The following is a 23,889-nucleotide window of genomic DNA, read 5'->3' as shown; positions in this document are numbered from 1 at the left end:
GCCTTTTGCTCGGCATGTATGCTTTTGATTCTTGTTGTGTCCGTTCCGATCGTACCGAAGTACTCCCTTCACAGAGCCCCAACAGTCCTCTATACTGTTGTCTTCTCTTTATTTACTTCTTCCAATATGTCAAAGAACGTTCGTATTACATCTGGCATTGCGCCGTCTGATAGATACTTGGTGGAGAATAACGGATTCGAACCGTTGACCCCCTGCGTGCAAGGCAGGTGCTCTAGCCAGCTGAGCTAATCCCCGAAAATGATTCATTGTAGTCCCGAGCAGATTTGAACTGCTGACCCCTACATTATCAGTGTAGTGCTCTAACCAAGCTGAGCTACAGGACTGTTTTGGGATTTACGATTGTAGATTTCAGATTTACGATTTTTCCGTCTCCGCTAATAATCGTAATTCGTAAATCGTAATTCGTAATTACCTCACAATCTTGTATCCCAGATGTTATCGCCACACTAATGGCTTCATCTTTGGGTTTACGTTTAATAGAGTATTGAGATGGGAGATTTGAGTATTGAGATCGATTTGCATCGGTTGTCTCACGTCTCATATCTAACGTCTCACATCTATTTTAGAAAATAATCATGCAGTAAGCAGTTTTGCACTACTTTAAAAGGAGGTAAGGTATTGCTCCAGAAAGGAGGTATTCCAGCCACACCTTCCGGTACGGCTACCTTGTTACGACTTAGCCCCAGTTACCGACTTTACCCTAGGACGCTCCTTGCGGTTACGCACTTCAGGCACTTCCAGCTTCCATGGCTTGACGGGCGGTGTGTACAAGGCCCGGGAACGTATTCACCGCATCATTGCTGATATGCGATTACTAGCGAATCCAACTTCACGGGGTCGAGTTGCAGACCCCGATCCGAACTGTGATCAGCTTTGTGAGATTGGCATCCTGTTGCCGTGGTAGCTGCCCTCTGTACTGACCATTGTAGCACGTGTGTAGCCCCGGACGTAAGGGCCATGATGACTTGACGTCGTCCCCTCCTTCCTCTCTATTTGCATAGGCAGTCTGTTTAGAGTCCCCATCATTACATGCTGGCAACTAAACATAGGGGTTGCGCTCGTTGCGGGACTTAACCCAACACCTCACGGCACGAGCTGACGACAGCCATGCAGCACCTAGTTTCGTGTCCCGAAGGACTAAAGCGTCTCTGCTTTATTCACTAACTTTCAAGCCCGGGTAAGGTTCCTCGCGTATCATCGAATTAAACCACATGCTCCTCCGCTTGTGCGGGCCCCCGTCAATTCCTTTGAGTTTCACCCTTGCGGGCGTACTCCCCGTGTGGAATACTTAACGCTTTCGCTTAGACGCTGACCGTATATCGCCAACATCGAGTATTCATCGTTTAGGGCGTGGACTACCGGGGTATCTAATCCTGTTTGATCCCCACGCTTTCGTGCCTCAGTGTCAATAAAACCATAGTAAGCTGCCTTCGCAATTGGTGTTCTGTGACATATCTATGCATTTCACCGCTACTTGTCACATTCCGCCTACCTCTAGTTCATTCAAGCCCATCAGTATCAAGGGCACTGCGATAGTTAAGCTACCGTCTTTCACCCCTGACTTAACAGGCCACCTACGCACCCTTTAAACCCAATAAATCCGGATAACGCTTGGATCCTCCGTATTACCGCGGCTGCTGGCACGGAGTTAGCCGATCCTTATTCTCAGAGTACATTCAGCTCTCTACACGTAGAGAGGTTTATTCCCCTGCAAAAGCAGTTTACAACCCGTAGGGCCGTCTTCCTGCACGCGGCATGGCTGGTTCAGACTTCCGTCCATTGACCAATATTCCTTACTGCTGCCTCCCGTAGGAGTCTGGTCCGTGTCTCAGTACCAGTGTGGGGGCCATCCTCTCAGATCCCCTAAACATCGTAGCCTTGGTAAGCCGTTACCTTACCAACTAGCTAATGTTCCGCATGCCCATCCATATCCTATAAATATTTGATTATTAAATGATGCCATTCAATAATGTTATGCGGTCTTAATCTCTCTTTCGAGAGGCTATCCCCCTGATATGGGTAGGTTACATACGTGTTACGCACCCGTGCGCCACTCTCATGGAAAGCAAGCTCTCCAATCCCGTCCGACTTGCATGTATTAGGCCTGCCGCTAGCGTTCATCCTGAGCCAGGATCAAACTCTCCATTGTAAAATGTTATGTTTGATTGCTCTGACCCCATTTATAAATTAAATAGAATCTGTTAATCTGTATTATATATCTTTATACAATACCTTAACCTTATTCCTCTTTTTCTCGCAAACCGTTCGTTAGTTTTCTGTTTTGAGCCTTGAGTGATGAGTTATTGCTAACACCCCGCCCTTAACTTTCAAAACGCAACCTCCTTACGGCCCGCTTTACTACATGATTTTCTATTTCCTAAAAGAACTTTATCGATATCACTGTCGCAGTGAATCTTTATTATGTTTCTCATCTTACGATGATGACTTTTTCTGTTTTTTAAATCCCGGAAATTGCTTCCGTTCTTTTGCCTTTCGGCTTCCCCGTTTTGGGACTGCAAAGGTAGAAACCTTTTTCATCTTTACCAAAATTATTTTAAAATATTTTTGGAGGGTTTTTCAATATGTTTTAGAACATTCCGCTACTTCGTTTGCGGGTTGCAAAGGTACATTTTAAATCGATATCTGCAAAGTGTTATTTCACTTTTTTAATATTTATTTTCATCCCTTACTTTTCAAAAAACAACCGCCCTTTTTGATTGAGCGGGTTGCAAATGTAGGAAGAATCCGCCGTCTGGCAAAGAAATTCTTCGCTTTTTTCAACAATGTTTATAACCTATTGAAAAACAGGCGATATAAATTACGTTTACACTCAAACAATTGGACAATTTTAGATTTTGTATATTTGAAATCACATGCAAAACCATCAATTTCCTGCTAATTTTCTTGATTCGTTAAACAATGAGCCCGGCTTTGACCGCGAAAATTTTGTTGAAATACATCAAATTAATTCGTCTCCGACATCAATTCGCACCAATCCTTTTAAAAAATCGGTACAAAAAACCGGCAAACAGGTGCCCCTGGTGTGCCGATGGCCTTTATTTAGACGTGCGACCATCGTTTACTTTCGACCCGCTTTTTCATGCCGGTTGTTATTATGTACAGGAGGCATCGTCCATGTTTATCGCCCACATATTAAAACATATCAAACCGACCGACCCTGTAAAAGTATTGGACCTATGCGCCGCGCCGGGTGGTAAAAGCACGCTGCTTAATTCGGCCATGACCGCTGATGACCTGTTGGTAGCCAACGAAATTATTAAAACGCGAGTACCCATACTGGCTGATAACCTGAGCCGGTGGGGTACAGCCAACACTATAGTAACTAATAACGACCCTAAAGACTTTAACCGCCTGACCGGTTTCTTTGATATTATATTAGTTGACGCGCCCTGCTCCGGATCGGGCATGTTTAGGAAAGACCCAGCAGCTATGGACGAATGGAGCGAGGCAAACGTAAGCCTTTGCCACCAACGCCGGGAGCGCATACTGGCTGATGTTTACCCTGCGCTGGCAGAGGACGGATACCTTATATATAGTACTTGCTCCTACTCGCACCAGAAAACGAAGATATATTGGATTGGCTTTGCACCGAATTTGAATTGGAAACCGTGCGCATACCTATTAATAAGGAGTGGGGTATTGTTGAAACGCAGTCGCCGGCTAAACAAGCCTGGGATACCGGTTTTATCCGGGCAAGGTTAAGGGCGAGGGATTGTTTGCATCAGTACTTAAAAAGAAGGAAAGCAGTGGCACGTTGTTATCCTTTAAAAATAATCGTAACCAAAAAGTTGATAATACGGGGTTAGAAGTGGTGAAAGCATATATTGATAACCCTGCCAGCTATTACTTTTTTAAAGTGAACGATGATTGGCTGGCTATAAACAATCAACATCGCGAAAGCCTGAATTTATTACAGCACCATTTATATATTAAAAAATCGGGCGTGCGGATTGGTAAGCTGGCGGGGCGCGATTTGATACCCGACCATGAGTTGGCCTTAAGTACTATAGTTAATAAAGATGCAGTATTGCAAACGGAGTTGAGTTATGATGATGCTATACTGTATTTACGCCGTGAGAATTTGAATATTGATACTGATAAAAAGGCTGGAGTTTGATGACTTACCGGGGTGAGGCTTTAGGGTGGGCAAAGTTATTACCAAACAGGGTGAATAATTATTATCCTAAAGAGTTGAGGATTTTAGCCCCCGGCCCTCTAAAGGGGGGAGAATAACTACTCCCACCTTATACTAACTGTACTATCACCTTTTAAAGTAAACTCAATATCGCCTTTGATTACTTTGCCTGTTAACTGTTCCTGCTTTCCCCCGCCTTTTTGGGTTACGGTAAATTGAGGCAGTTTAGCTTTATCTTTTTTAACGATACGCATACGGCAAGTCATACGGCTATCACCACGGACATCAAATGTGAAGGTTTTGCCACGCATGGTGTATTTTGAGGTTGGGTAATCAACAAAAATTAAAAACGCCTCGTCGCCTACCTTTAAATAATGCCTTGGTACAATACCAAAAGCCACCCCTGCACCATAAACCTCCTGGCCAACCTCGCCTGATTTTTCCCAGCCGTCATGAATGTCTTCCAGCGCTATCCACATGTTAGGGTCAACCCGGCCCATCTTAACCTCTTCAGACAACATCTCTTTAGGCAGCATCGGCGGATAATAATAGGCTGCACGATCAACGATAAAGCGGGTAAACTCGGCTAATAAAAGAGACACCGATGCAGGCAGGTCTTCATCCGCCGCGAGTTGAAGATAATTATGCAGGCAAGCAAATACTTCTGCTTCTTCATAAGCAGCGGTATAAGGGGCGTCGCTTAACGGGTATACGGCAAAAAATGTACTATAATGCTTGGCGTAGCCATAATTGCAATCCCATATCTGCATGTTGCGGAAAATATTCACAAGACATAAAATGCTTAGGTCCAGGGACACCTTATCTTTTGTTATGTTCCACAACCGTATCATAGCTTTTGCAGCTAAAGCGGTATTATTGGCCTGGTAAAACAACTCAAACCCAAGGCCCAGTAAACTTTTAGCAGCTTTTTTAGCTTCGTTTAAATAGCGGTCGTCCTTGGTAATATCCCGGCATGTAGCATAACAAAGGCATACAAACCGGCTACGTCGCCTTCGCCACCCTTGCCGGGCTGTTTTTCCCCTTTTAAAATTTCAAGGGTTTTCATATCATAAAATACCGGCCATTTATATTTAAAGTGATGTGCAACCTTAATCATGTACTCAAGCGAATCCATAAACAACTGCTTGCAAGTTTCATTACCTTCAAGCGCCATCCGCGCCAGGTTAACCATAGGGTGGTGCAAGTACCGGCATCCATTACATAAGGCTTTAACTGCTCTTCTGATCCATCCAGTTTATCCAGTGTGCGGGCAGCCAGCGGTTAATGGAGCCTATCTCTTCGTCATAAAAAGCACTTAAGCCATCAAGTATTTTTTTAATAGCCGGAACATCCTCCCCGCTCCACAAGCTGTATTCATGCATTGGCAATAACACAGCCAACTGCACCATAATTTCGGGCGGGGTGGCGTAGTCTGACACGTAAGCATTTAAATAATCATGCCCGCCAAAGTGCGCCCAGCAGCCATGGCTATTTTCCAGATCATTTAACCCTTTATCTAAAATATCCGGCCAGTTTTGATATTTAGTTGCAGGCAATGGTAACTGCGGGTATATAGCACCCAGCAGATCCATAAACTGGCGCGCCATTTTTAATTCATCGGCAGGTATTTCTTCGCTAAGCGCAACGTAGGCATCATTTATCACAAATTCTTCGCCGGCAGGAAGCGGTTTCTTAATCGACGGTGGTAATGCAAAACCTATTTCGGGCCATTGACCGCCAACAGTATCGGCGGCGGATGTTTCAGTTTCGTGGCAATAGTCGGCCAAAGGTTGGTTAAGTTCTGCATGTAAAACACCGAGCCTGACTTTGGCTCATCCAAACTGAAATAGATAAAGCCCGTACGGGTACCAAACTGGCTGGCATGAATTGTTCCTTTGGGGTGCGCGGTTTTGCCGTCATTATTCAATGGAATAATATCACGTGGCCAAAAAGGAATAAATAGTGGTGTAGCTGGTGTAAGTGTTGTTGTATAACTAAACACCGGGGTTTGCTGGTCGGAGAAATTTATTTTAATAGTATAGTCGCCAATTATTGCTTTTATATAAAAGGTGATGTAGGTGTCTTTTTTCACCACTCGTTTAATGCGCATATCGTCATTAGGTGCGTATGCCGCTCGAAATGCTATGCGCCCTCCTCCCGGCCAGGTAACAATAATCCAAATTGAAGCGCCTACGTTATGGACGTCAAACTTATATTTCTTTATCTCTTTTTTATAGATCGATGGCAGATCCTGATCATTAAAAATATCAGCAGTTGTTGCTGCCCGGGGCGATATTCCATTTTTCATAGTAGTGATAGTAGTGAGTTTTTCCTATTATAAAATGCTGCAAACCAAGTATTGTTTCAACAACCTAAAAGAATAATTAAAAAAATTTCGCAAAACTTATTGCTCCGCAAGGCTGTTTACGCAGTATATATTTTATAATAGTATACGGTATGCCAGATATAGCCAAACGTTTCCCCGAAAACCCTTTACTATCACCTATAGATTTAAAGTGCAGCGAAGACGGCCTGCAAATTATCTGCCTGCTAAACCCGGGCGTATTTACGTTTGAGGGCAAAACCGGCTAATTGTGCGCGTGGCCGAAAACGCGGTGCAAAAAGAAGGTTCGATATTCTTCCCGATAATAAATGAACTGGGTAAAGTTGAAATAATGGAATTACCGTCTGAACACCCGGAATTGATAACTACTGATCCGCGGGTTATAAGGTATATGGGGCTGGACTATTTAACCACCCTATCGCACCTGCGGTTGCTTTGCAGCGATAACGGCGTGCATTTTTATGAGCCAGAGGGCTACGGATCGTTATTTGGCACAGGGAAATTAGAAGCATTTGGTATTGAAGATTGCCGGGTGACATTTTTAGAAGGGAAATACTACCTGACATTTACCGCCGTATCAAGTAATGGCGTAGGCGTAGGTATGCGCACTACTACCGACTGGAAAACATTCGAGAACCACGGCATGATCATCCCGCCGCATAATAAGGACTGCGCTATTTTTGAGGAGAGGATAAACGGACTGTATTATTGCCTGCACCGCCCAAGCAGTGTGGATATTGGCGGTAATTATATCTGGCTGGCACAATCGCCAGACGGGGTGCACTGGGGCAATCATAAATGTTTGATAAAAACCCGCAAAGATAACTGGGACTGCCAGCGTGTAGGTGCCGGCGCCGCGCCCATTAAAACCGAAAAGGGCTGGCTGGAAATTTATCACGGCGCCAACCACGACCATCAATATTGCCGGGCGCTTTCCTGTTAGATCTAAACGATCCTTCAAAAGTTATTGCCCGTACGGATGAACCAATTATGATACCTACCGAGCAATATGAGCTAAGCGGTTTCTTTGGCAACGTAGTATTTACCAATGGCCATATTGTAGATGGCGATACGGTTACTATATATTATGGTGCCAGCGATGAGTTTGTTTGCGGAGCGAGGTTTTCTATTCAAGAGATATTTGGGGCGTTGGGGGTGTAAAGTATTGTATATTTTAAAGTTTGATTTTATATCCCTTTAAACACTCTTCAACGTTTTTATAGATAGTGTATTTGTAATCAGGAAAAATAAATTTGTCTTTATCTGCTTTGATAGGTTGATAAATACCATTTGTCAGGTAGTTTTCCTGTCCGATAACTTTAAAACTACGGTCAAAATATTTTGAATAGAAGTCAGATACTGCGCCGCCCGATATAGCTTCGTCGGCAGTAGTGATCAATTCTCTCCTATCAAAAGCAAACGTCTTATTGTCTTCATCAAAATAATGCTCGTAGATAAATTCAGCATTAATATTATCGTCGTATAGTATTTTAGCGATACAAACGATTTTTCCAATGCTATCCCGCACCACGTTATAAAGGCATTGTGTGTTGTCTGGTTTTTGAAAGCTAATTATTTTCATTGGCGCTTTGCTGCCGGGAGTGTCGGCAAAAACGCTTACCCTGCTTTGGCGCGAAAATCTATACCTATGTATGTCTGTTTTCTTTTTTTTCAGCGTAGTCAAATCGTCTTGAAAAAGCAAAAGAAGAATTATCAGCGATAAGGCTTTCATATCTAAATATAGACAAAAAAGCAAATGACGCAAAGCATTGCGTCTCTACAACTAATCTCTAATTAACAAATCACTAATCTCTGCCGAAGGCTAATACTCCCCTATACTCAACAATACCAACGTACAAGCATACTGCGTTTCAATCCCATCGGCATCAGCCAGGCGCTGCAGTTCGCTATTTTCCGTTCCGGGGTTAAATATGATGCGCTTTGGCTTAGTGGCTAAAATATAATCATACAATGGTGGCTGGTTTTGCGGGCCAACATATAAGGTAATAGTATCAATATCACTATAGATCTTTTCGGGTTTCTCAATTGGCACACCGGCTACCTCTCCGCTTTTTAGGCCTACATTAACTATAGTATGGCCGTGGCTAACCAACCGGTGTGCCGCCGGGTAAGCATAGCGGCCCGAATTTGGGGTGGCGCCAAGTATCAAAGTTTTTTTATCAGACATAATGTTTGGCCTCACCTAAATCCTCTCCAAATGACAGGACTTTCCTATCTCTTTGAATTTTTTAAAAGCCCCTCTCCTTTGGAGAGGGGTTGGAGTGAGGCCTAAAGTCATTCAAATATTGCGCCAAGGTGTAATATTTCAGCGTTTTGACAGTCAAAATAGCATCACAATAAAATAATTAAAAAATTTAAAATGTTTTTAAACGTGAATCGTCTTTACCTTTAAACAAGTAATAAATTGATAACAGCATTAATGCCCGAAGAAAGAGAAAGCCACATCATAAGCACCATAAAGGCTTATGGTAAAAATTTGCTTGGCTTTATCCGTAAGCGGGTTAAGAGTGATGCTGATGCCGAAGATATCCTGCAGGATGTATGGTACCAGTTTAGCAACCTGGTAAATTCTGAACCAATTGAGCAGACAGGCGCCTGGCTGTATAAAGTGGCAAGGAACAAGATCACCGATAAGCATAAAAAGAAATCAGAAACTTTACTTGACGACCTGTTTGGCAGCGATGACGAAAGTGACGATGATACATCAAGCTTTAAGGACCTGCTGATGCCCGAAGAAAGCACCCCTGAAACAGCGTACATGCGCAATATTTTTTGGGAGCAATTGTTCAGCGCGCTGGATGAGTTGCCCGAAGAGCAAAAGCAGGTATTTATATGGCAGGAAATGGACGATATGACCTTCCGGGAAATATCAGAATTGACGGGAGTAAACGTAAACACACTGGTATCGCGCAAGCGCTACGCGGTACTGCATCTGCGCGACAGGTTACAACAGTTATACAAAGAGATTACACAATATTAAATTTTAAAGACATGAAACAATTTTTTTACAAAGGGCGGTTTATTTTTATACCCATTGCGGTAGCCGCTTTTCTTTCACTTATCAGCTTTGCAGTAATGCAGCTATGGAATGATTTATTGCCTGATATTTTACACGTTGCCACAATTACTTTCTGGCAGGCCATGGGCATATTTATATTATGCAAAATACTGTTTGGCTTTGGTAAGGGCGGCCGCGGCCGTAACCCATGGGGAGGTAACCCGTGGGGCGGCAACCCCCGGATGCGCAATAAAATGCAGGAACGCTTTAAAAGCATGACACCCGAAGAAAAAGAAAAATTTAAACAAAAAATGCGCGACCGCGCCAATTGCGGCCCCCGGGGCGCGGACATGGCCATGATGCTTTTAACCAGGGAATGGGACGGGTTTGAAGCCGAAAGTGCAAAACAGAACATGAATAATTAGTAGCAGCGGCAGTTGCAGGCACAGTATTAAGGCTGCAACCTGCAACTGCAGCTTTTAAAAAACAACCTACACTATTATGGACATACTGATATTCTCAACAAGTGTAAACAAACCCGAGGACGTTGAACAGGTGCAACCGATATTAACTTCGGTGCAGGCTATTGAAGACTGGAACTTCGACCTCGAAGATTGCGATAACATCCTGCGCGTAGTATCGAATGATCTGCCGCCAAAATATATTGAATCGTTATTAAATAACGCGGGGTTTAAGTGCGAGGAGTTGGCTTATTAAGCCCCTAACCCCTGAAGGGGAACAATGTGACGCAGATAATTAAAGAAGAGTTACCCAATAATTGCCCTAACTAACAACGCTACCTGCGCGGCATGATAGATCTGGTGCTGGATAAAACCGTAAAGCAGCTCTTTATACGTTGTAACAGGTGCGTCTTTACGTTCATCAATAATGGGTTCATCCCATTTATCTTCGGGGAAATCGCGGATGGTTTTGATCAGGTTAACGTTAACCAGTTTCAGATCCTCTATCCATAGCTGCCATTTATTTTCGTCCGGATCGCCGGGATGCGGCCAGTTGCCGCTAACCGGTAACGAGGCCGGTTTTTCATTAAGGCGGTCCATCACCTCTTCGGTCCAGCTTACCATGTGCAGCAATATTTCGGCAATAGTATGCGCATGGCCAACCCGCTCATAAGTACTTTCAAAAGTTACTTTGTCCAGAATGCTGTATATCGGATCGCCATACCGGGGCTCGCCCGATAGGGTGTTTTCTACTTCATGGATTAGCTTTTCGTTTGTTGTCATATCCTGTTAAATTATCTTCGCTGCCGCCACCGCGCAATTTATCCCGTCAATAGCCGCAGAAATTATGCCACCGGCATAGCCCGCACCTTCGCCGCATGGGAACAATCCCGCTATCTGCGGATGCTGATAAGTTTCCCTGTCCCTTGGTATTTTTATCGGTGATGAAGTACGCGACTCTACACCTACCAGTATTGCTTCATTAGTATAATAACCCTTCATCTTTTTACCGAACATCGGCAAGGCATTACGTAGCCTGTCATTTATCCAGTCGGGCAGTACCTCTTTAAGCTCCACGCTTTTAGTGCCGGGCAGGTACGAATTTTCGGGCAGATCAATTGATAGTTTCCCGTTTACAAAGTCCACCATCCGCTGCGCGGGGGCTACCAGCTTGCCACCGCCGGCTTTAAAAGCAAGTTGCTCAATGCTATGCTGAAAGTTCAGCATCTTAAACGGATCAGCATCGTCCCCTTTAACATCGTCCATATTGATCTGTACCACCGTGCCCGAGTTGGCGAAAGGATTGTTCCGTTTTGATGGACTCCAGCCATTCACTACAATTTCGTCAGCTTCCGTAGCGCAGGGAGCAATAATACCACCAGGGGCACATGCAGAAGGAGAATACCCCCGGCCATCAACCTGCTCAACCAGGTTATAATAAGATGGCGGCAATGCCTCGTCCCGAACTTCACAGTGGTATTGCGCACGATCAATTATTTCCTGCGGATGCTCAATGCGCACACCCAGTGCGAAAGGCTTGGCTTCGATCAGTATATTTTGGCAGCGCAGCATTTCAAACACATCCCGCGCCGAGTGGCCTGTGGCCAGTATAACTGCACGGGATTTAAGTGTCTCGCCTGAGGATAGCTTTACACCTTCTATCTTATCAAACTGCACCAGTAGTTCTGTTACTTTGGCATCGAATATCACTTCGCCACCGGCGTTCAGTATCGTTTCGCGGATGGCAGTAATGATCTGCGGCAGCTTATTAGTGCCTATATGCGGCCGGGCATCAACCAGTATATCACCGGTAGCGCCGTGAGCCACGAAGATTTTTAGCACGGCGTTCACATCACCACGCTTGGTGCTGCGGGTATACAGCTTACCATCCGAGTACGTACCAGCCCCACCCTCACCAAAGCAGTAGTTGCTTTCGGGGTTAACCAAGCCCTGTTTATTGATATTAGCCAAATCGCGGCGGCGGTCTTTTACGGCTTTGCCGCGCTCTAAAACGATAGGTTTCATACCCATTTGTATACATTGTAAGGCGGCAAACAACCCGGCCGGACCGGCGCCTACTATAATAACCGGTTTAGCATCTTTAACATTGGGATATTGTTGGGTATAAGTTTCAGGGTAATGTACCTCATCTACATAAACCCTTACCTGCATGCGGTACACCACACGACGGCCCCGCGCATCGATGCTGCGTTTAAGTAGCTGTACCCGGGTGATCTTTTGTGATGATATATTTAAAGCTAATGCAGATAAACGCTTTAAAACCTCCTGGTCATCCTGCTGCCCCGGTAAGCATACTATTTCTATTTCTTTGGTCATGGTGCTGCCCGGTTTTTATCCGGGGATGGTACAAAGATAACAGGATTTGTAAAGATGCAATACGTGCGTTTTTTGCGAGTGCGTTAACCACACAATTTACCACTGGTTTTGTTTATGGCTTATGGCTACACCACAACGGGCCGACTGGCGCTTCCGTCTGCACGAAATTATTTACGAATCAAATACAAGGGCGGGGAAAGCTTTTGATGTCGGGCTATTGTTCGCCATCTTCACAAGTATTATTGTGGTAATGCTGGATAGCGTACAAAGTTTGCATGGGCGTTACGGAGGATTGTTTAGCGGGTTGGAGTGGTTTTATACCGGCTTGTTTACGGTAGAATATATTTTACGGTTAATAAGCATCCGGAAACCCCGGCGGTATGTATTTAGTTTACTGGGCGTTATTGATTTGGTGGCGCTGATACCAACTTACCTGGGGTTTTTCTTCTCGGGTGCGCAGTCGCTGCTGGTATTTCGTGCGTTGCGCCTGCTGCGCGTTTTCCGGATCTTCAAGTTGGGTGAATTTCTGACAGAGATCAATTTCCGGCCACCGCGCTCCGGGGCAGCCTCCGTAAGATCAGCATCTTCCTGCTTACGGTGCTGACGTTGACGGTTATACTCGGCTCCATCATGTACCGGGTCGAGAATCGCGAGAACGGTTTTTCCAACATACCGGAGAGTGTTTACTGGGCTATTGTTACGATAACCACCGTGGGCTATGGGGACATTTCGCCGGTAACACCGATGGGCAAGTTTGTAGCATCAGTGGTAATGCTCATCGGTTACGCTATCATCGCTGTGCCCACCGGTATCATCACACATGATATCGCGCTGGCGGCTTACCAGAAAAAAAAGGATTTGTCCGAATCGTGCCCGGGTTGCGGGCGGGAAGGGCACGACAGCGACGCATTGTTTTGCAAATATTGCGGCACATCTCTGCTAACTACAATTGACGGGTAACATTTGCCTCGGCTACAATAACTCGTAAGATTCGCGCAGGTAAACAAACAACGCCGGCCTCAAATCATCCAGCACAGATATGCGGATATGGTTCTCAAACTTATTACCCACAGCCACACTTTTAACCACCGGTTTTTCCGGGTGCGATACTTTCGAATAAAACTTGATATCCAGCTCTTTTTCATCGGCCTAATAACCAGGAACACCCATCGCCGGGTAAAGACAATACAATTTGGCGTTGTACCAACCAGTACGCCGTCCCAGTCGGCCACCTCTGCCAGTATCTTATCAAATACAAGCACCAACTCGGCGGGGCGCCCGTCAAAAAGGCTGTCCACGCTTACCCGCGCGCAATAATGCCGCTGCTGTGGCCGGGGTAGTTCGCGATCGCATTTGGGGCAGGTCCAGCTCATACATTCTTTAACCGTAAATATAATGAACTGTTTTTTACAGTTAGGTAAGATTGTGGTAAGCCCGTTGTATTGCAATCAATTGTTAACCGTCTGCATTATTCCCGGCGAATGCTTTTTACCGGGTCGGCTATTGCTGCTTTTATAGCACGGAAACTTACGGTGACAAGCGCTATCAATATGGCTATAACGCCGGCAAGAGCAAAAATAGTCCGGGTGATGGTAATGCGGTAAGTGAAGTCCTGTAGCCATTTATTCATGGCCCATGAGGCAATTGGGGTAGCTATGACGATAGCGATGCCAACCAGCACCAAAAATTCTCGGGTAAGCAACTGCACAATGCTGGTTATACTGGCGCCAAGCACCTTGCGGATTCCAATTTCTTTGGAGCGGTTCTCGGCCATATAGGCAGCCAGGCCAAACAGGCCAAGGCATGAGATCAATATAGTAAGGCTGGCAAACGCCGCCGCCAGCGTTGCGGTTTGCCGCTGGTCGCTAAATTTCTGCTCGTACTCTTTATCTACAAATTTATAATCGAACGGGTAGGCTGGATTATATTTTTTAAACACCTTGCCGGCAAGCAGTAACGCCTTCGCTGTGCTTATACGGGAATTAAGCCTTACAACCATATTATATGTCCAGTTGTTCCACCCAAAAACTATCATGGGCTGTACATTTTGGTAGGGCGAGTTAAGTATTAAATCCTTAAATATGCCTACCACAGTTAATTTGCGGTTGCTATTAGTGGTGATGACCATACCTACCGGGTTTTTGACGCCCATAGTTTTTATAGCGCTCTCATTCAGCATACATGAAGCGCTGTCAGCCGGATACGCGGCTAGGTTAATATCCCGGCCGGCCAGCATTTTTAGGTGCATGGTTTTGGCAAAGTCGCCGGTGGTGCTAAAGCGCGAAAAATTAGTACGTTCCAGTTCGGGGTTCATTCCCGCCCATTTAAAGCCTCCAGAGTTTGCGCCATCGATAGTAATATTCAGGCTGGTTTTACAGGCAGCTTCGGCGGCGCCGGTACTAACCAACTCATTTCGTATCAGGTCGAAATTCTTACGGATATCACCCTCTATAGCCAATTCTATAAGGTTGTCGCGGTTATAGCCTGCATCGCGGCTTTGCGCAAAGTTTATCTGGCGGTACACCACTATTGTTGCCACTACCAACACCGGGGCCACTGTAAACTGCGTTACCACTAATATTTTACGGGGCGTAAAAGCTTGTGTGGCGTTTTTAAATGCCCCCTTTAACGCTTTCACGGGTTTAAAGGCCGAAAGAAATAACGCGGGATAACTGCCGGCCAATATCCCGGTAAAAACAATAAACGCAAGTAAAGCCGGTAACAGGTATGGATTGGCGTAATTTAACACCATTTTTTTTTTTGTGTGACCTGGTTAAGCGCAGGCAGCAGCAACTGCACCAACACCAAAGCCAGGCACCCGGCCATAAAAGCAATAAGGATAGACTCGGTAAGAAACTGTCTGATAAGTGCGCCGCGGCGGGCACCCATTACTTTACGCACACCTACTTCTTTAGCTCGTTTTTCGCTGCGGGCGGTGCTCAGGTTCATAAAGTTAATGCAGGCAATAAGCAGGATAAGCCCGGCAATAACCGCCAGCAAACGCACAACTTCTATACGGCCACCAACGATTTTACCATTTTCAAAACGCGAGTATAAACGCCATTTGTTGATCGGGTGCAAAAAGATCTCTGCCTCTGTTAACGGCGCTCTTTTTAATATGGTGTTCTTTATTTTTTGATTTACCTTGTCAATAGACTGGTGCGGCTGTAGTTGTACGTAGGTACTATAACTATAATTACCCCACGAACCGTCTGTATAATATTTTTCATTATTAGCGAGCGAGCGCAGGTATTCAAAATCAAATTGCGTGTTGTTAGGCAGATCCTTTAGTACGCCGCTTATCTTGTAGCTGTCTTTACTGTCCACACGGATCAATTTGCCGAGAGGGTCGGTATCGCCGAATAATTTTTTTGCAAGCTTTTCGGTTACAACTATATTACCCGCATCATCCAACGCATGCGCGTTGTTGCCTTTTAGCAACGGGAAGCTGAACATCTTTAAGAAGGCTTTATCCACATCATGACCGGTAGCCTTTAATGAACGCTCGCCACTGCTAAACAGTAGCGTATTGGGCCAGTAAACGCGGGCAGCGTATTTAACTTCGGGATAATCACTCACCAAAGCGGCCGCAACCGGAGACGAGGTGATATCCCATACATTGGTTTGGCCTTTGTAGGAGACCCGGTTGTAAACCTTATAAAGTTCGTTTTTATTCGTATGAAAATCATCATAGGTCACCTCGTTTTCTATCCAGGCGAAAATAAGCATCGCACCTGCCATACCCACGGCCAGCCCAAGTATATTTAGCAATGAAAAACCTTTGCTGACGCTCAGGTTACGCCAGGCTATTTTTAGATAATTTTTGAACATATGTTAAGCTTTAGCTAAACTAAAGCAAAAGTATGCCAAAAAATTAAATTACTGATAGTCAATTATTTGATTGCTATACTACGACAGTAACTGTTCGTTTGCGTACAGTCGTGTTCGTGATCGTTACAATAGCTCATGTTAGGCATTAAATATCCCAGTAGCTAAGAGCAGCATTCCAGCTCGTATTTCTACCGGCGAACAGAAATCCTCCAGCTTAATGGGTTAATTTACTAAGCTTTATGCCCCTGCTCTTCCGGCTGGCTACAATGCGTTGGCGGTGCTTTATGCCCCAATCTTTAAGCTCAAGTAACACTCTATCTAACGACTGGCTATACGGGGTTAACTGATACGTAATGGTTACAGGCGTTGTGGAAAATACATTACGCACCACAAATTCATTTAACTCCAATTCCTTTAACTCCTTAGTTAATATCTTAGGGGTAATATCGCCCAGCGATCGTTGAATGTCTTTGAAACGCATCGGCCCGCCCGAAAGGCTGAAAATTAACGGTAACTTCCATTTACCATTTAAAACATACAAGGCATCCCTGATGCCTGTCACGCCTGCGGTACAGCTTTGTTTATCATGCACTATCTCGCTTTGTGTTTCAGTATCCATCGCTACTATATCCATGTTGCAAAGATAAGCAGTATCCTAAATGATACCGGTATCCTTTGGGATAGTAATATCTTTTGAAAGACGGGCTGGCTACGTTTGCCTTGTTAAAATAAAAACAAGTACAACATGAAAAAGATCCTTCATATCATCTCAAGCCCCAAAGGCGAAAATTCATTTAGCGTTAAACTGGGCAATGCAATTGTCAATAAAATCACAGCCGCTAATCCGGGCAGTACCGTCCGGGTTAAAGACCTTACTAAAAACCCTTTTCCGCACCTGGAAGAAGCCACACTCAATGCTTTTTCACCCCCGCAGAAAATCACACCCCTGAAAACAAGGAGGCCCTTAAAAATTCCGACCAGGCTATCGCCGAAATTAACGACGCGGACGTTATTGTAATTGGCGCCCCCTTATGGAACTTTGGCATTCCGTCGGTATTGAAAGCCTGGGTTGATCATATCTCGCGGGCCAACGTTACCTTCAAATACAGCGAAGCGGGCGCCGAAGGTTTGATAAAAAACAAGGTTGTTTATATCGCTATGGCATCCGGAGGTATTTATTCAAGCGGCCCTTTCCGGGCGTTCGATTTTGTGTCGACTTATTTAAAAGGTTTGTTAGGCTTTTTAGGGATGACCGATCTAACCATATTCCGTGCAGAGGGTTTAGCTTATCCCGGCCAGGCTGAAACAGCCTTACAAAAAGGCATCGATAGTATTAGTATATAAATCAGATCAGCTTAAACAAAAAAAGGAACCGCCTCATCAAAAGCGGTTCCTTTTACTTATTAATTGTTTGTTTAATTAAGCAATTAAAACTCTTTATCGCCTACCTCGCTGGTTGGTAGTTTAACCTTACTGGTAAACTTGTTTAAGTTAAAGCTGACGTTGATAAGGAACACATCAGTTTCTGAAATATAATTGGTGGTGGTATAAAAGTTAGCTCCCGAAGTAGTGATGCGTTGTTTGTTGGCCCCAAGGAAACCCATATTCATGTTTTGCCAAAGCAATGATGCGGCCAGCCTGCCATTCATAAAAGTTTTTTTAACGGATGTATTGGGTACCGGGGAACGCGCCGTCCTGCCCCTGTGCCGTTGGCCTTTTAGACAGGTAGTTTACATTTGCGCCAACAGTTAACGTTTTATTCAGCATAAAGTTAGTATTGCCGTTGATGGAGTAAGCCCAGTTGGTATTATTAATAGTAACTGGCGTACTTAATATATTGATATTGCCCTGTATTTTGTAGTTGTACAAATTACCGCCTAAATACATCGTCCACCATTTAAATGGCGAAAGGTTTGCGCCCGCTTCCAACCCGAACAAACGGGCGGCGCCGGCATTGCTATAAACCCGGTTAAGAATAGTATCGGCATAAACACTGTTTAGCCTTTGTATAGGGTTTTGAATATGCTGGTAATATAACGTAGTAAAGAAAGATCCTTTACTGAAGTTACGGATCAATCCCAACTCTGCCAGGTCAACAAACTCGGGCAGCAGGTCCGGGTCGCCTTCTTCCGGGGTCTCAGAGTGTTCCCGCTCTGGTATGGGGTTCAGCTCTAAATTAGTGGTGCGCTGTACGCGTTTGCTGTAGCCGGCTTTTAATTTCAATCCTTCATTAACGCTATATAACAAACTTGCCGAGGGGAACAGATTAGACAAATTGAGATTGTGCGGATTGCTATCATACGATAAATTTACCGTACGTGTGGCGTATTCATACCTTAAACCGCCAGCATATTCAAGTTTATTTACCTTACCTGAGTATTGACTGTAAAAAGAGTTAATCGTGTTTTTAGCATGTATCGTGCCCCTAAACTTAGCAATATCTATCTGGGATGTAGCAGGTGTTACAAAGTAACTAAAGGCGCCGTCCTGGGTATCATATCTTAACTGATAGCCACTTTCTAATTTACCTTTACCAATGTTTATGCTGTGATCCAACTTAAACCTGTAGGCACTTATTGGGCGCTTGTATGGGTTATTTACATATTGTATGGTATCAGCAGTGTTTGGATATTTTAAATTACGGTTTTGCGTCCCGCCATATAAGTTATCATGTTCATATAGCAACCCGGCGGTTAAGGTTGATTTATCAGCGAAGGTGTGTGTATAATCCAGATTGCCCAGGTTAAACGTACCCTCCTTAGTTTGCAAGTTGCTGTTAAAATAAGTAGTGCTGGTTATAAGCGCGTTTGTTGTCAGGTTTGATGTGGTATTGTGATACAGCAGGTCGGCTAAACGCGCCTGGTATCTTTTACCGCTATAAAAGCCTGCGGAGAAAGCGTTGTTTGCATCGGCAGTATAACTGATAGTAGCACGGCCGGCATAATTATAGCGGTCAAAACTTCTTTCGCCGGTAGATGGAAAGCGGGTAATGGTATTGCTGACGCTATTTTTAGTATAAACATCTCCCTCTCTAAAACCCTCATTATCATTGCGGGTATAATTACCTCCTACCGAAAGATCCCACTTGCCTTTGCGATAATTAATAGTAGCATCAGCACCAAAGCGTTTCGGCTTTTTCAGGTTGTTATAATCAGTAGTACTTGGCAGGCCGCCTTGTGCATTAGCTGATAAGGTCACCCCATCAGTAGTGCCGTTCTTTGTTACAATATTAATAATACCACCACGCCCATCGGGATCATATTTAGCTGAGGGCGCGGTTATCAGTTCTATATTATCAATAGCATTGGCAGGCAGTTGGGTCAATACGGTTTGTGCATCGGCCAGTACGGGTTTGCCATTTATGAGTATCATAAACCCGGCAGATCCGCGGACGCTGATATCACCCTCGGAATTAACAGCAACCGATGGCAGATTTTTTAATACATCAATTGCAGATCCCCCTTTAGCCGATTCAAATTGCCCGGCCTTATAACTCTGTTTATCTATTTTATTAAGCGCATTAATTTTTTGCCCTTTAACGGCAACTTCATTAAGCATTTTGCTGGATGGGTTAAGCATAATAGTGCCTAAATCTATCGAGCCATTAGTAACTGATATATTTTTAATGGCCTTTGTATCATAACCTAAAAAAGTAATTTTAAGCTGGTAGCTGCACTGGGGCAACCTTATCTATTTGAAATCTGCCGTTAGCTTTGGCTACGCTACCTGCTACTAAAACTGAATCGACACTATTAAATAAAGCTATACTCGCATATTCAACCGGCGATTGACTCTTAGCATCAATGACCCGGCCCTTAATAAGGGTGGTTTGCGCAAAAACAGAAGCTACACTAAAAATTAGAGCGAGGAAAAAAACGGCTGAAAATGTTTTCATAAAAGGTTGATATAAGCAGCGAAATACCACTTACTTCTTTAATTATCTTGATTATAACTTGTGCACGAAGTTAATAATCTCTCCCAAGAAACAAGGTAACAGTATTGTTAGTTATAAGTTAAATAAGGTCTCATGGAAATGAGTTAACAAAGAGGCCGCCGTCCTTTTTACAAGGCGGTATAATAGTAGCTTCTTTATACCTTTTGCAGGTTTATTTATAACGCCAGGATATTCGGGGGCTTATTAATTCACTACCTTAAGACAAGATCTGTTGAATTACGATAATTAACCAGCACGAAATTTAATTATTTAATATTATTGTCAAACAGATAGCCTTTTCTTTTTGTAGTAAGAATATGGCAACTAAAACTGACCCAATAATAGCACGCGACGGAGCGCAGCAAAGCGCCCGGCAAACAAATTTAAACGAGATCAATATAACGGCAACTGCCTCAACAGAAAAAGTGTATGATGCGTTGATAGTAGGTGGCGGCATTACCGGGATGACGGCTGCATTGTTATTACAAAAAGCAGGCAAACAAACCATCATCGCTGATGCGCATACTTTAGGTTTCGGCACAACGGGTGGTACCAGCGCGCATATCAATACCTTTGCAGACACAACCTACAAAGAGGCCGAAAGTGCCTTTGGCGGGGAAGGCGCGCAGTTATTTGCCGATGCCATACAGGAAGGCCATGCACTTATCAAAGCTAATATCTATGATCTGAAAATTGATTGCGATTATGAAAATAAGTCCGGTTATATCTATGCCGAAACTGACGAAGAGGTAAAACAACTGGATGATATTTACGACGGCGCCATAATCGTTGGTGTGCCGGTAAACTATACGGAAGATGTACCGACACCGGTGCCTTATAAAAAGCCCTTGTTTTTGAGTACCGTGGCACAATTCCATCCCCTAAAATATCTGCAAAGCTTGCAACAGGCTTACCCGGCTGCGGGTGGTACTATTTCAGAAAATACTTTAATAACCGGTATTGAATCAGCAGATGGAATTCATACTGCAAAATCAGCAAGTATCGCGATCCGCGCTAAAACTGCAGTATATGCCACGCATATGCCGCCTAATATTAACCTTTTTAATTTTGAGTGCGCGCCTTACCGAAGCTATGTTATCGCCGTGAAATTAAAAAGCGGCAGCTACCCTGACGCACTGATCTATGATACGCAGGAACCCTACCATTACGTACGCTCGCATACCATTGACGGGCAGCAACTGTTACTGGTAGGCGGCTATGATCATAAAACCGGGCATGAAGACCCCGAAAAATCCTTTGCCGACCTCGGAAAAATATACCCGCAAATATTATAATGTGTCATCGGTTAAATACCGTTGGTCGTCACAATATTATGTTCCAGTTGATGGCCTGCCTTATATCGGCCAAATGCCGCTGGCTGCCGCGGGGATTTATTGCGCCACCGGATATAATGGTAACGGGATGATGCTGGGCAGTATAGCGGGCAAAATACTGAGCGAATTGATCCTGAAAAACAGAGTAAATATGAGAAAATATTTAGTCCGTCGCGTGTTAAACCTATAGATGGGTTTAGCGAATTTGTTAAAGAGAATGCCGATGTAGCCTACCATTTTGTGGCCGACCGGATTAATATCCACGAAACAGATTCCCTGAAAAGATTACAGCCCGGCACCGGCAAGGTTGTTGAAGTAAACGGAGAAAAGATTGCTGCCTACCGCGATGACGCCGGTATTATCCACGCGCTTAGCCCTGTTTGTACCCATGCCAAATGTATCGTAAACTGGAACGGCGAAGAAAAAGCTGGGATTGCCCCTGCCACGGCGCACGGTATGATATCGAAGGCAAAGTATTAACCGGCCCTGCTACCGGGGGTCTTGAAAAAATCAGCCAAAATGAAAGCTAAAGACGTACTTACCGCGGGTATTACCGGTACTACATTTATGACACTGTTTAGCTACCTGGTATCAGCAGCAGATGACGAAAATTACAGCGAGCCGGAACGCCCGGGCCAGTTGGTCGACCGCCTGCTGCCAACTTTGAGCAAGGAACAATGCCAGACCCCGGGCTGGTTGGGGCACTATGGTGTTGGCTTACTGTTTTCATTGGTTTACGTAGAGCTTTGGCGGCGCAGGTGGCCCGTGTCATCTATAAAAACAATTTAATTGTTGGTGGTATCAGTGGCATTATAGCGGTAGCAATCTGGAAGACTACTTTCAAAATGCACCCGCTGCCGCCAGCCTTAAGCTTTAATAAATACTACCTGCAGCTTATTCCGGCGCACGTGGTTTTTGCAGTGTTTGCGGGTATCGGTTATCAACTCCTTAAAAGATAGAGAACCATGGAAGCAAAGATCAATAATTGCGCTAAGTTGATGGCCGACCAGGGGCTTAACCATTGCCTTTGCCGAAAGCGCGACCGCCGGTTGGCTGTGCTCAGAATTTGCGCTGAGCGAGGTATCGGGCAAAGTGCTTAAGGGCGGGCTGGCCTGTTACGATGCTGATTTAAAAGTTTCTATACTAAAAGTACCACAGGAATTGATCGATCAGTTCACTCCCGAATCATTAGAGGTAACCCGCGAAATGGCCCGCCGGCTAGATGGGCTTATTCCTGCTGACATCCGCGTAGCGGTAACGGGGCTAACAACACCCGGCGGTAGTGAAACGGCGGAAAAGCCGGTTGGCACCATGTTCGTGGTGGCACTGATAAGAGATAAGGAGGTTAGCTTCCGTAAGGTGTTTAAAGGATCTTGCGAAGAAATCATTCACCAAACTATTGAGGCGACCGCCAAAATGCTGACTGCGGAACTGTTGAAACATTAAAAAGCCCCGGTCAATCAACCAGGGGCTTCATTATTGTCCAATTTATTTTCTATCTGTATTTTGGAATAGGATAACTATTCCCGTAATTATTGTAGGCAGCCAAAGAAAAAAAGAATACATGCCCAGTTTACTTATGATTGGGTTTAAAGGCCCCTTCCAGAAAACATGGTTACACCAAACCCGAACATAAAAACCCCGAGTAGCAACACTAAAATTCCGGTTATGCGAGTTCGCGACAATTACTTGTTATAAACTATCTTAAAAATAGCGCCTTTTAAATCATCGGCTACATATAACGCACCGTCCGGGCCTTGGGCTAAACCCATTGGGCGGTACTTCATTGGACCTGTTGGGTGTTCTATATCCGACCCGGTAAAGTTATCGGCAAAGATTTCCCAATCTGCGGATAGTTTACCATTAACAAACGGAACAAAAGCTACCAAATAACCTTTTACCGGCGATATAGCGCGGCCATGGAAAACCACAAAAGCCCCGTTTTTATAACGCTTAGGGAACATATTGCCGGTATAAAACAACAGGTCGTTGGGCGCTAAGTGGCCGGGGAACGCAATTGCCGGGTCGGCATATTTATCGGTGCTGGTTTTGCCGTCGCCGCCATATTCGGGCGATACCATTTTCTTTTTCAGTTGCTGGTCGTAATACGCATAGGGCCAGCCGGCGTCTAAACCTTGTTTCAATTCATAGATAGTTTCGGCAGGCAGCTCGGCACTTTTCTGGCCGGTAAAATAGGGTGGCGATAGCTTATCAAAGCTGCGGCCATGTTGTGTAGCAAATACAGTTTTTGATGCCGGGTTATAATCAATACCCACCGCGTTTTTTATCCCGGTTGAGAACCTGATCCCATCAGCAAAATTCTGGTTCAACTTATCAGCTTTAAACTTCCAGATACCGGCAGCCGAATCCAGTATCGGGCAACCCGGTGTCCCTACAGCCAAATTTGGCTGGCGGCAGGCGTCAGACCATGACCCAATAGCTACATATAGGT

Annotated in this window: 35 protein-coding genes, 2 tRNA genes and 1 rRNA gene; 19 read left to right on the top strand and 19 right to left on the bottom strand. The window is 44.6% G+C overall.

All coding sequences use genetic code 11. The features are described 5' to 3' along the window. Positions 1 to 178: 178 nt before the first annotated feature. The 3 genes from HK413_RS01395 to HK413_RS01385 form a co-directional block, all read right to left on the bottom strand. Positions 179 to 254, bottom strand: a tRNA-Ala gene (locus HK413_RS01395). 15 nt (positions 255 to 269) lie between these two features. Beyond that, positions 270 to 344, bottom strand: a tRNA-Ile gene (locus HK413_RS01390). Between the two features lie 304 nt (positions 345 to 648). After that, positions 649 to 2,170: ribosomal RNA gene (locus HK413_RS01385) — 16S ribosomal RNA — on the bottom strand. A gap of 917 nt (positions 2,171 to 3,087) precedes the next feature. Between HK413_RS01385 and HK413_RS01380 the strand changes: the two genes are divergently transcribed. Genes HK413_RS01380 through HK413_RS21770 form a run of 3 tightly spaced genes read left to right on the top strand, consistent with a single transcriptional unit; the run spans position 3,088 to position 4,275 of the window. Continuing rightward, positions 3,088 to 3,744 (top strand): NOL1/NOP2/SUN domain family protein, encoded by a 657-nt coding sequence (locus HK413_RS01380; protein WP_217451924.1) that lies wholly within the window; start codon positions 3,088 to 3,090, stop codon positions 3,742 to 3,744. 10 nt (positions 3,745 to 3,754) lie between these two features. Beyond that, positions 3,755 to 4,159, top strand: coding sequence for a hypothetical protein (locus tag HK413_RS01375; protein WP_175268851.1), 405 nt, complete (start codon positions 3,755 to 3,757; stop codon positions 4,157 to 4,159). Further along, positions 4,159 to 4,275 carry a methyltransferase RsmF C-terminal domain-like protein gene (locus HK413_RS21770; RefSeq protein WP_175268866.1) on the top strand — a complete coding sequence of 39 codons (117 nt, stop codon included), beginning with the start codon at positions 4,159 to 4,161 and terminating at the stop codon, positions 4,273 to 4,275. The genes HK413_RS01375 and HK413_RS21770 overlap by 1 nt, the downstream gene beginning before the upstream one ends. Here the strand turns inward: HK413_RS21770 and HK413_RS01365 are convergent, their stop codons facing one another. From HK413_RS01365 to HK413_RS01350, 4 genes are all read right to left on the bottom strand, one after another. Next, positions 4,276 to 4,965, bottom strand: coding sequence for a hypothetical protein (locus HK413_RS01365; protein WP_217451923.1), 690 nt, complete (start codon positions 4,963 to 4,965; stop codon positions 4,276 to 4,278). It lies immediately after the preceding gene. Between the two features lie 152 nt (positions 4,966 to 5,117). Next, positions 5,118 to 5,369, bottom strand: coding sequence for a hypothetical protein (locus HK413_RS01360; protein ID WP_175268864.1), 252 nt, complete (start codon positions 5,367 to 5,369; stop codon positions 5,118 to 5,120). A 37-nt stretch (positions 5,370 to 5,406) separates the two neighbouring features. Then, complete coding sequence (locus HK413_RS01355; RefSeq protein WP_175268863.1) at positions 5,407 to 5,841, bottom strand: hypothetical protein; 435 nt, start codon at positions 5,839 to 5,841, stop codon at positions 5,407 to 5,409. A gap of 53 nt (positions 5,842 to 5,894) precedes the next feature. Next, positions 5,895 to 6,485 (bottom strand): hypothetical protein, encoded by a 591-nt coding sequence (locus tag HK413_RS01350; protein ID WP_175268862.1) that lies wholly within the window; start codon positions 6,483 to 6,485, stop codon positions 5,895 to 5,897. Positions 6,486 to 6,634: 149 nt separating this feature from the next. Between HK413_RS01350 and HK413_RS18935 the strand changes: the two genes are divergently transcribed. From HK413_RS18935 to HK413_RS18930, 3 genes are read left to right on the top strand one after another with little or no spacing between them, the layout of a single operon-like run. Then, on the top strand, positions 6,635 to 6,769 hold the full coding sequence (locus tag HK413_RS18935) for a hypothetical protein (protein WP_262886725.1): 135 nt from the start codon (positions 6,635 to 6,637) through the stop codon (positions 6,767 to 6,769). 2 nt (positions 6,770 to 6,771) lie between these two features. Further along, positions 6,772 to 7,464, top strand: a complete 693-nt coding sequence (locus tag HK413_RS01345; protein WP_317169185.1) for a glycoside hydrolase family 130 protein — start codon at positions 6,772 to 6,774, stop codon at positions 7,462 to 7,464. Continuing rightward, positions 7,443 to 7,682: a glycoside hydrolase family 130 protein gene (locus HK413_RS18930; RefSeq protein WP_262886724.1), complete on the top strand. Its 240-nt coding sequence runs from the start codon at positions 7,443 to 7,445 to the stop codon at positions 7,680 to 7,682. The genes HK413_RS01345 and HK413_RS18930 overlap by 22 nt, the downstream gene beginning before the upstream one ends. Before the next feature lie 13 nt (positions 7,683 to 7,695). On the opposite strand, the gene HK413_RS01340 is transcribed toward HK413_RS18930, so the two are convergent. Then, entirely contained in the window at positions 7,696 to 8,205 is a 510-nt protein-coding gene (locus HK413_RS01340) for a hypothetical protein (protein ID WP_175268861.1), read from the bottom strand. Positions 8,206 to 8,343: 138 nt separating this feature from the next. After that, the gene (locus HK413_RS01335; protein WP_175268860.1) at positions 8,344 to 8,709 is read right to left on the bottom strand and encodes a CoA-binding protein; all 366 of its coding nucleotides are present in this window, start codon (positions 8,707 to 8,709) and stop codon (positions 8,344 to 8,346) included. A 237-nt stretch (positions 8,710 to 8,946) separates the two neighbouring features. On the opposite strand from HK413_RS01335, the gene HK413_RS01330 reads away from it, so the two are divergent. From HK413_RS01330 to HK413_RS01320, 3 genes are all read left to right on the top strand, one after another. After that, positions 8,947 to 9,522, top strand: coding sequence for an RNA polymerase sigma factor (locus HK413_RS01330; RefSeq protein WP_246229503.1), 576 nt, complete (start codon positions 8,947 to 8,949; stop codon positions 9,520 to 9,522). A gap of 11 nt (positions 9,523 to 9,533) precedes the next feature. Next, complete coding sequence (locus HK413_RS01325) at positions 9,534 to 9,965, top strand: hypothetical protein (RefSeq protein ID WP_175268859.1); 432 nt, start codon at positions 9,534 to 9,536, stop codon at positions 9,963 to 9,965. A 76-nt stretch (positions 9,966 to 10,041) separates the two neighbouring features. Next, positions 10,042 to 10,257 carry a hypothetical protein gene (locus HK413_RS01320; protein WP_175268858.1) on the top strand — a complete coding sequence of 72 codons (216 nt, stop codon included), beginning with the start codon at positions 10,042 to 10,044 and terminating at the stop codon, positions 10,255 to 10,257. A 50-nt stretch (positions 10,258 to 10,307) separates the two neighbouring features. On the opposite strand, the gene HK413_RS01315 is transcribed toward HK413_RS01320, so the two are convergent. Beyond that, positions 10,308 to 10,784, bottom strand: a complete 477-nt coding sequence (locus HK413_RS01315; RefSeq protein ID WP_175268857.1) for a DinB family protein — start codon at positions 10,782 to 10,784, stop codon at positions 10,308 to 10,310. Positions 10,785 to 10,790: 6 nt separating this feature from the next. Then, positions 10,791 to 12,338, bottom strand: a complete 1,548-nt coding sequence (locus tag HK413_RS01310) for an NAD(P)/FAD-dependent oxidoreductase (protein ID WP_175268856.1) — start codon at positions 12,336 to 12,338, stop codon at positions 10,791 to 10,793. Positions 12,339 to 12,459: 121 nt separating this feature from the next. On the opposite strand from HK413_RS01310, the gene HK413_RS18925 reads away from it, so the two are divergent. Both HK413_RS18925 and HK413_RS18920 read left to right on the top strand, forming a co-directional pair. Next, positions 12,460 to 12,942 (top strand): ion transporter, encoded by a 483-nt coding sequence (locus HK413_RS18925; RefSeq protein WP_262886723.1) that lies wholly within the window; start codon positions 12,460 to 12,462, stop codon positions 12,940 to 12,942. Between the two features lie 2 nt (positions 12,943 to 12,944). Continuing rightward, the gene (locus HK413_RS18920) at positions 12,945 to 13,298 is read left to right on the top strand and encodes a potassium channel family protein (RefSeq protein ID WP_262886722.1); all 354 of its coding nucleotides are present in this window, start codon (positions 12,945 to 12,947) and stop codon (positions 13,296 to 13,298) included. Between the two features lie 59 nt (positions 13,299 to 13,357). Here HK413_RS18920 and HK413_RS01300 read toward each other — a convergent pair whose 3' ends face one another. The 4 genes from HK413_RS01300 to HK413_RS01290 all read right to left on the bottom strand — a co-directional run bounded on the left by HK413_RS01300 (position 13,358) and on the right by HK413_RS01290 (position 16,803). After that, positions 13,358 to 13,711 carry a DUF5655 domain-containing protein gene (locus tag HK413_RS01300; RefSeq protein WP_175268855.1) on the bottom strand — a complete coding sequence of 118 codons (354 nt, stop codon included), beginning with the start codon at positions 13,709 to 13,711 and terminating at the stop codon, positions 13,358 to 13,360. Between the two features lie 95 nt (positions 13,712 to 13,806). Then, complete coding sequence (locus HK413_RS14320) at positions 13,807 to 15,090, bottom strand: ABC transporter permease (protein ID WP_217451922.1); 1,284 nt, start codon at positions 15,088 to 15,090, stop codon at positions 13,807 to 13,809. Then, positions 15,081 to 16,169, bottom strand: coding sequence for an ABC transporter permease (locus HK413_RS14315; protein WP_217451921.1), 1,089 nt, complete (start codon positions 16,167 to 16,169; stop codon positions 15,081 to 15,083). Before HK413_RS14315 ends, HK413_RS14320 begins: the two co-directional genes overlap by 10 nt. A gap of 214 nt (positions 16,170 to 16,383) precedes the next feature. Continuing rightward, positions 16,384 to 16,803 carry a winged helix-turn-helix transcriptional regulator gene (locus HK413_RS01290; RefSeq protein WP_175268854.1) on the bottom strand — a complete coding sequence of 140 codons (420 nt, stop codon included), beginning with the start codon at positions 16,801 to 16,803 and terminating at the stop codon, positions 16,384 to 16,386. Positions 16,804 to 16,914: 111 nt separating this feature from the next. Between HK413_RS01290 and HK413_RS20475 the strand changes: the two genes are divergently transcribed. After that, positions 16,915 to 17,187, top strand: a complete 273-nt coding sequence (locus HK413_RS20475; protein ID WP_317169184.1) for an NAD(P)H-dependent oxidoreductase — start codon at positions 16,915 to 16,917, stop codon at positions 17,185 to 17,187. Further along, positions 17,154 to 17,513 (top strand): FMN-dependent NADH-azoreductase, encoded by a 360-nt coding sequence (locus HK413_RS20470; protein ID WP_317169188.1) that lies wholly within the window; start codon positions 17,154 to 17,156, stop codon positions 17,511 to 17,513. Before HK413_RS20475 ends, HK413_RS20470 begins: the two co-directional genes overlap by 34 nt. 83 nt (positions 17,514 to 17,596) lie before the next feature. Here HK413_RS20470 and HK413_RS16000 read toward each other — a convergent pair whose 3' ends face one another. From HK413_RS16000 to HK413_RS15995, 3 genes are read right to left on the bottom strand one after another with little or no spacing between them, the layout of a single operon-like run. Beyond that, positions 17,597 to 17,818 (bottom strand): hypothetical protein, encoded by a 222-nt coding sequence (locus HK413_RS16000; protein ID WP_246229502.1) that lies wholly within the window; start codon positions 17,816 to 17,818, stop codon positions 17,597 to 17,599. A gap of 10 nt (positions 17,819 to 17,828) precedes the next feature. Continuing rightward, the gene (locus HK413_RS01280; protein WP_246229501.1) at positions 17,829 to 19,853 is read right to left on the bottom strand and encodes a TonB-dependent receptor domain-containing protein; all 2,025 of its coding nucleotides are present in this window, start codon (positions 19,851 to 19,853) and stop codon (positions 17,829 to 17,831) included. Continuing rightward, the gene (locus HK413_RS15995; protein WP_246229500.1) at positions 19,828 to 20,064 is read right to left on the bottom strand and encodes a carboxypeptidase-like regulatory domain-containing protein; all 237 of its coding nucleotides are present in this window, start codon (positions 20,062 to 20,064) and stop codon (positions 19,828 to 19,830) included. Before HK413_RS15995 ends, HK413_RS01280 begins: the two co-directional genes overlap by 26 nt. Positions 20,065 to 20,420: 356 nt before the next feature. On the opposite strand from HK413_RS15995, the gene HK413_RS15990 reads away from it, so the two are divergent. The 6 genes from HK413_RS15990 to HK413_RS01265 all read left to right on the top strand — a co-directional run bounded on the left by HK413_RS15990 (position 20,421) and on the right by HK413_RS01265 (position 22,883). Then, the gene (locus HK413_RS15990; protein WP_246229499.1) at positions 20,421 to 21,398 is read left to right on the top strand and encodes an NAD(P)/FAD-dependent oxidoreductase; all 978 of its coding nucleotides are present in this window, start codon (positions 20,421 to 20,423) and stop codon (positions 21,396 to 21,398) included. A 1-nt stretch (position 21,399) separates the two neighbouring features. Beyond that, the gene (locus tag HK413_RS15985; protein ID WP_317169183.1) at positions 21,400 to 21,627 is read left to right on the top strand and encodes an FAD-dependent oxidoreductase; all 228 of its coding nucleotides are present in this window, start codon (positions 21,400 to 21,402) and stop codon (positions 21,625 to 21,627) included. A 50-nt stretch (positions 21,628 to 21,677) separates the two neighbouring features. Next, positions 21,678 to 21,917, top strand: coding sequence for a Rieske 2Fe-2S domain-containing protein (locus HK413_RS15980; protein WP_317169182.1), 240 nt, complete (start codon positions 21,678 to 21,680; stop codon positions 21,915 to 21,917). Continuing rightward, positions 21,899 to 21,967 (top strand): hypothetical protein, encoded by a 69-nt coding sequence (locus tag HK413_RS21765; protein ID WP_394353102.1) that lies wholly within the window; start codon positions 21,899 to 21,901, stop codon positions 21,965 to 21,967. Before HK413_RS15980 ends, HK413_RS21765 begins: the two co-directional genes overlap by 19 nt. Next, positions 21,939 to 22,226 carry a hypothetical protein gene (locus HK413_RS01270; RefSeq protein WP_217451934.1) on the top strand — a complete coding sequence of 96 codons (288 nt, stop codon included), beginning with the start codon at positions 21,939 to 21,941 and terminating at the stop codon, positions 22,224 to 22,226. The genes HK413_RS21765 and HK413_RS01270 overlap by 29 nt, the downstream gene beginning before the upstream one ends. A 231-nt stretch (positions 22,227 to 22,457) precedes the next feature. Then, the gene (locus HK413_RS01265) at positions 22,458 to 22,883 is read left to right on the top strand and encodes a CinA family protein (RefSeq protein WP_175268906.1); all 426 of its coding nucleotides are present in this window, start codon (positions 22,458 to 22,460) and stop codon (positions 22,881 to 22,883) included. 239 nt (positions 22,884 to 23,122) lie between these two features. Here HK413_RS01265 and HK413_RS01260 read toward each other — a convergent pair. After that, on the bottom strand, positions 23,123 to 23,889 hold a 767-nt coding region (locus tag HK413_RS01260; RefSeq protein WP_175268852.1), incomplete at its 5' end, for a PQQ-dependent sugar dehydrogenase.

It is taken from the genome of Mucilaginibacter humi (genome assembly GCF_013087555.1).
This window is presented reverse-complemented; position numbering and strand designations above follow the sequence as displayed.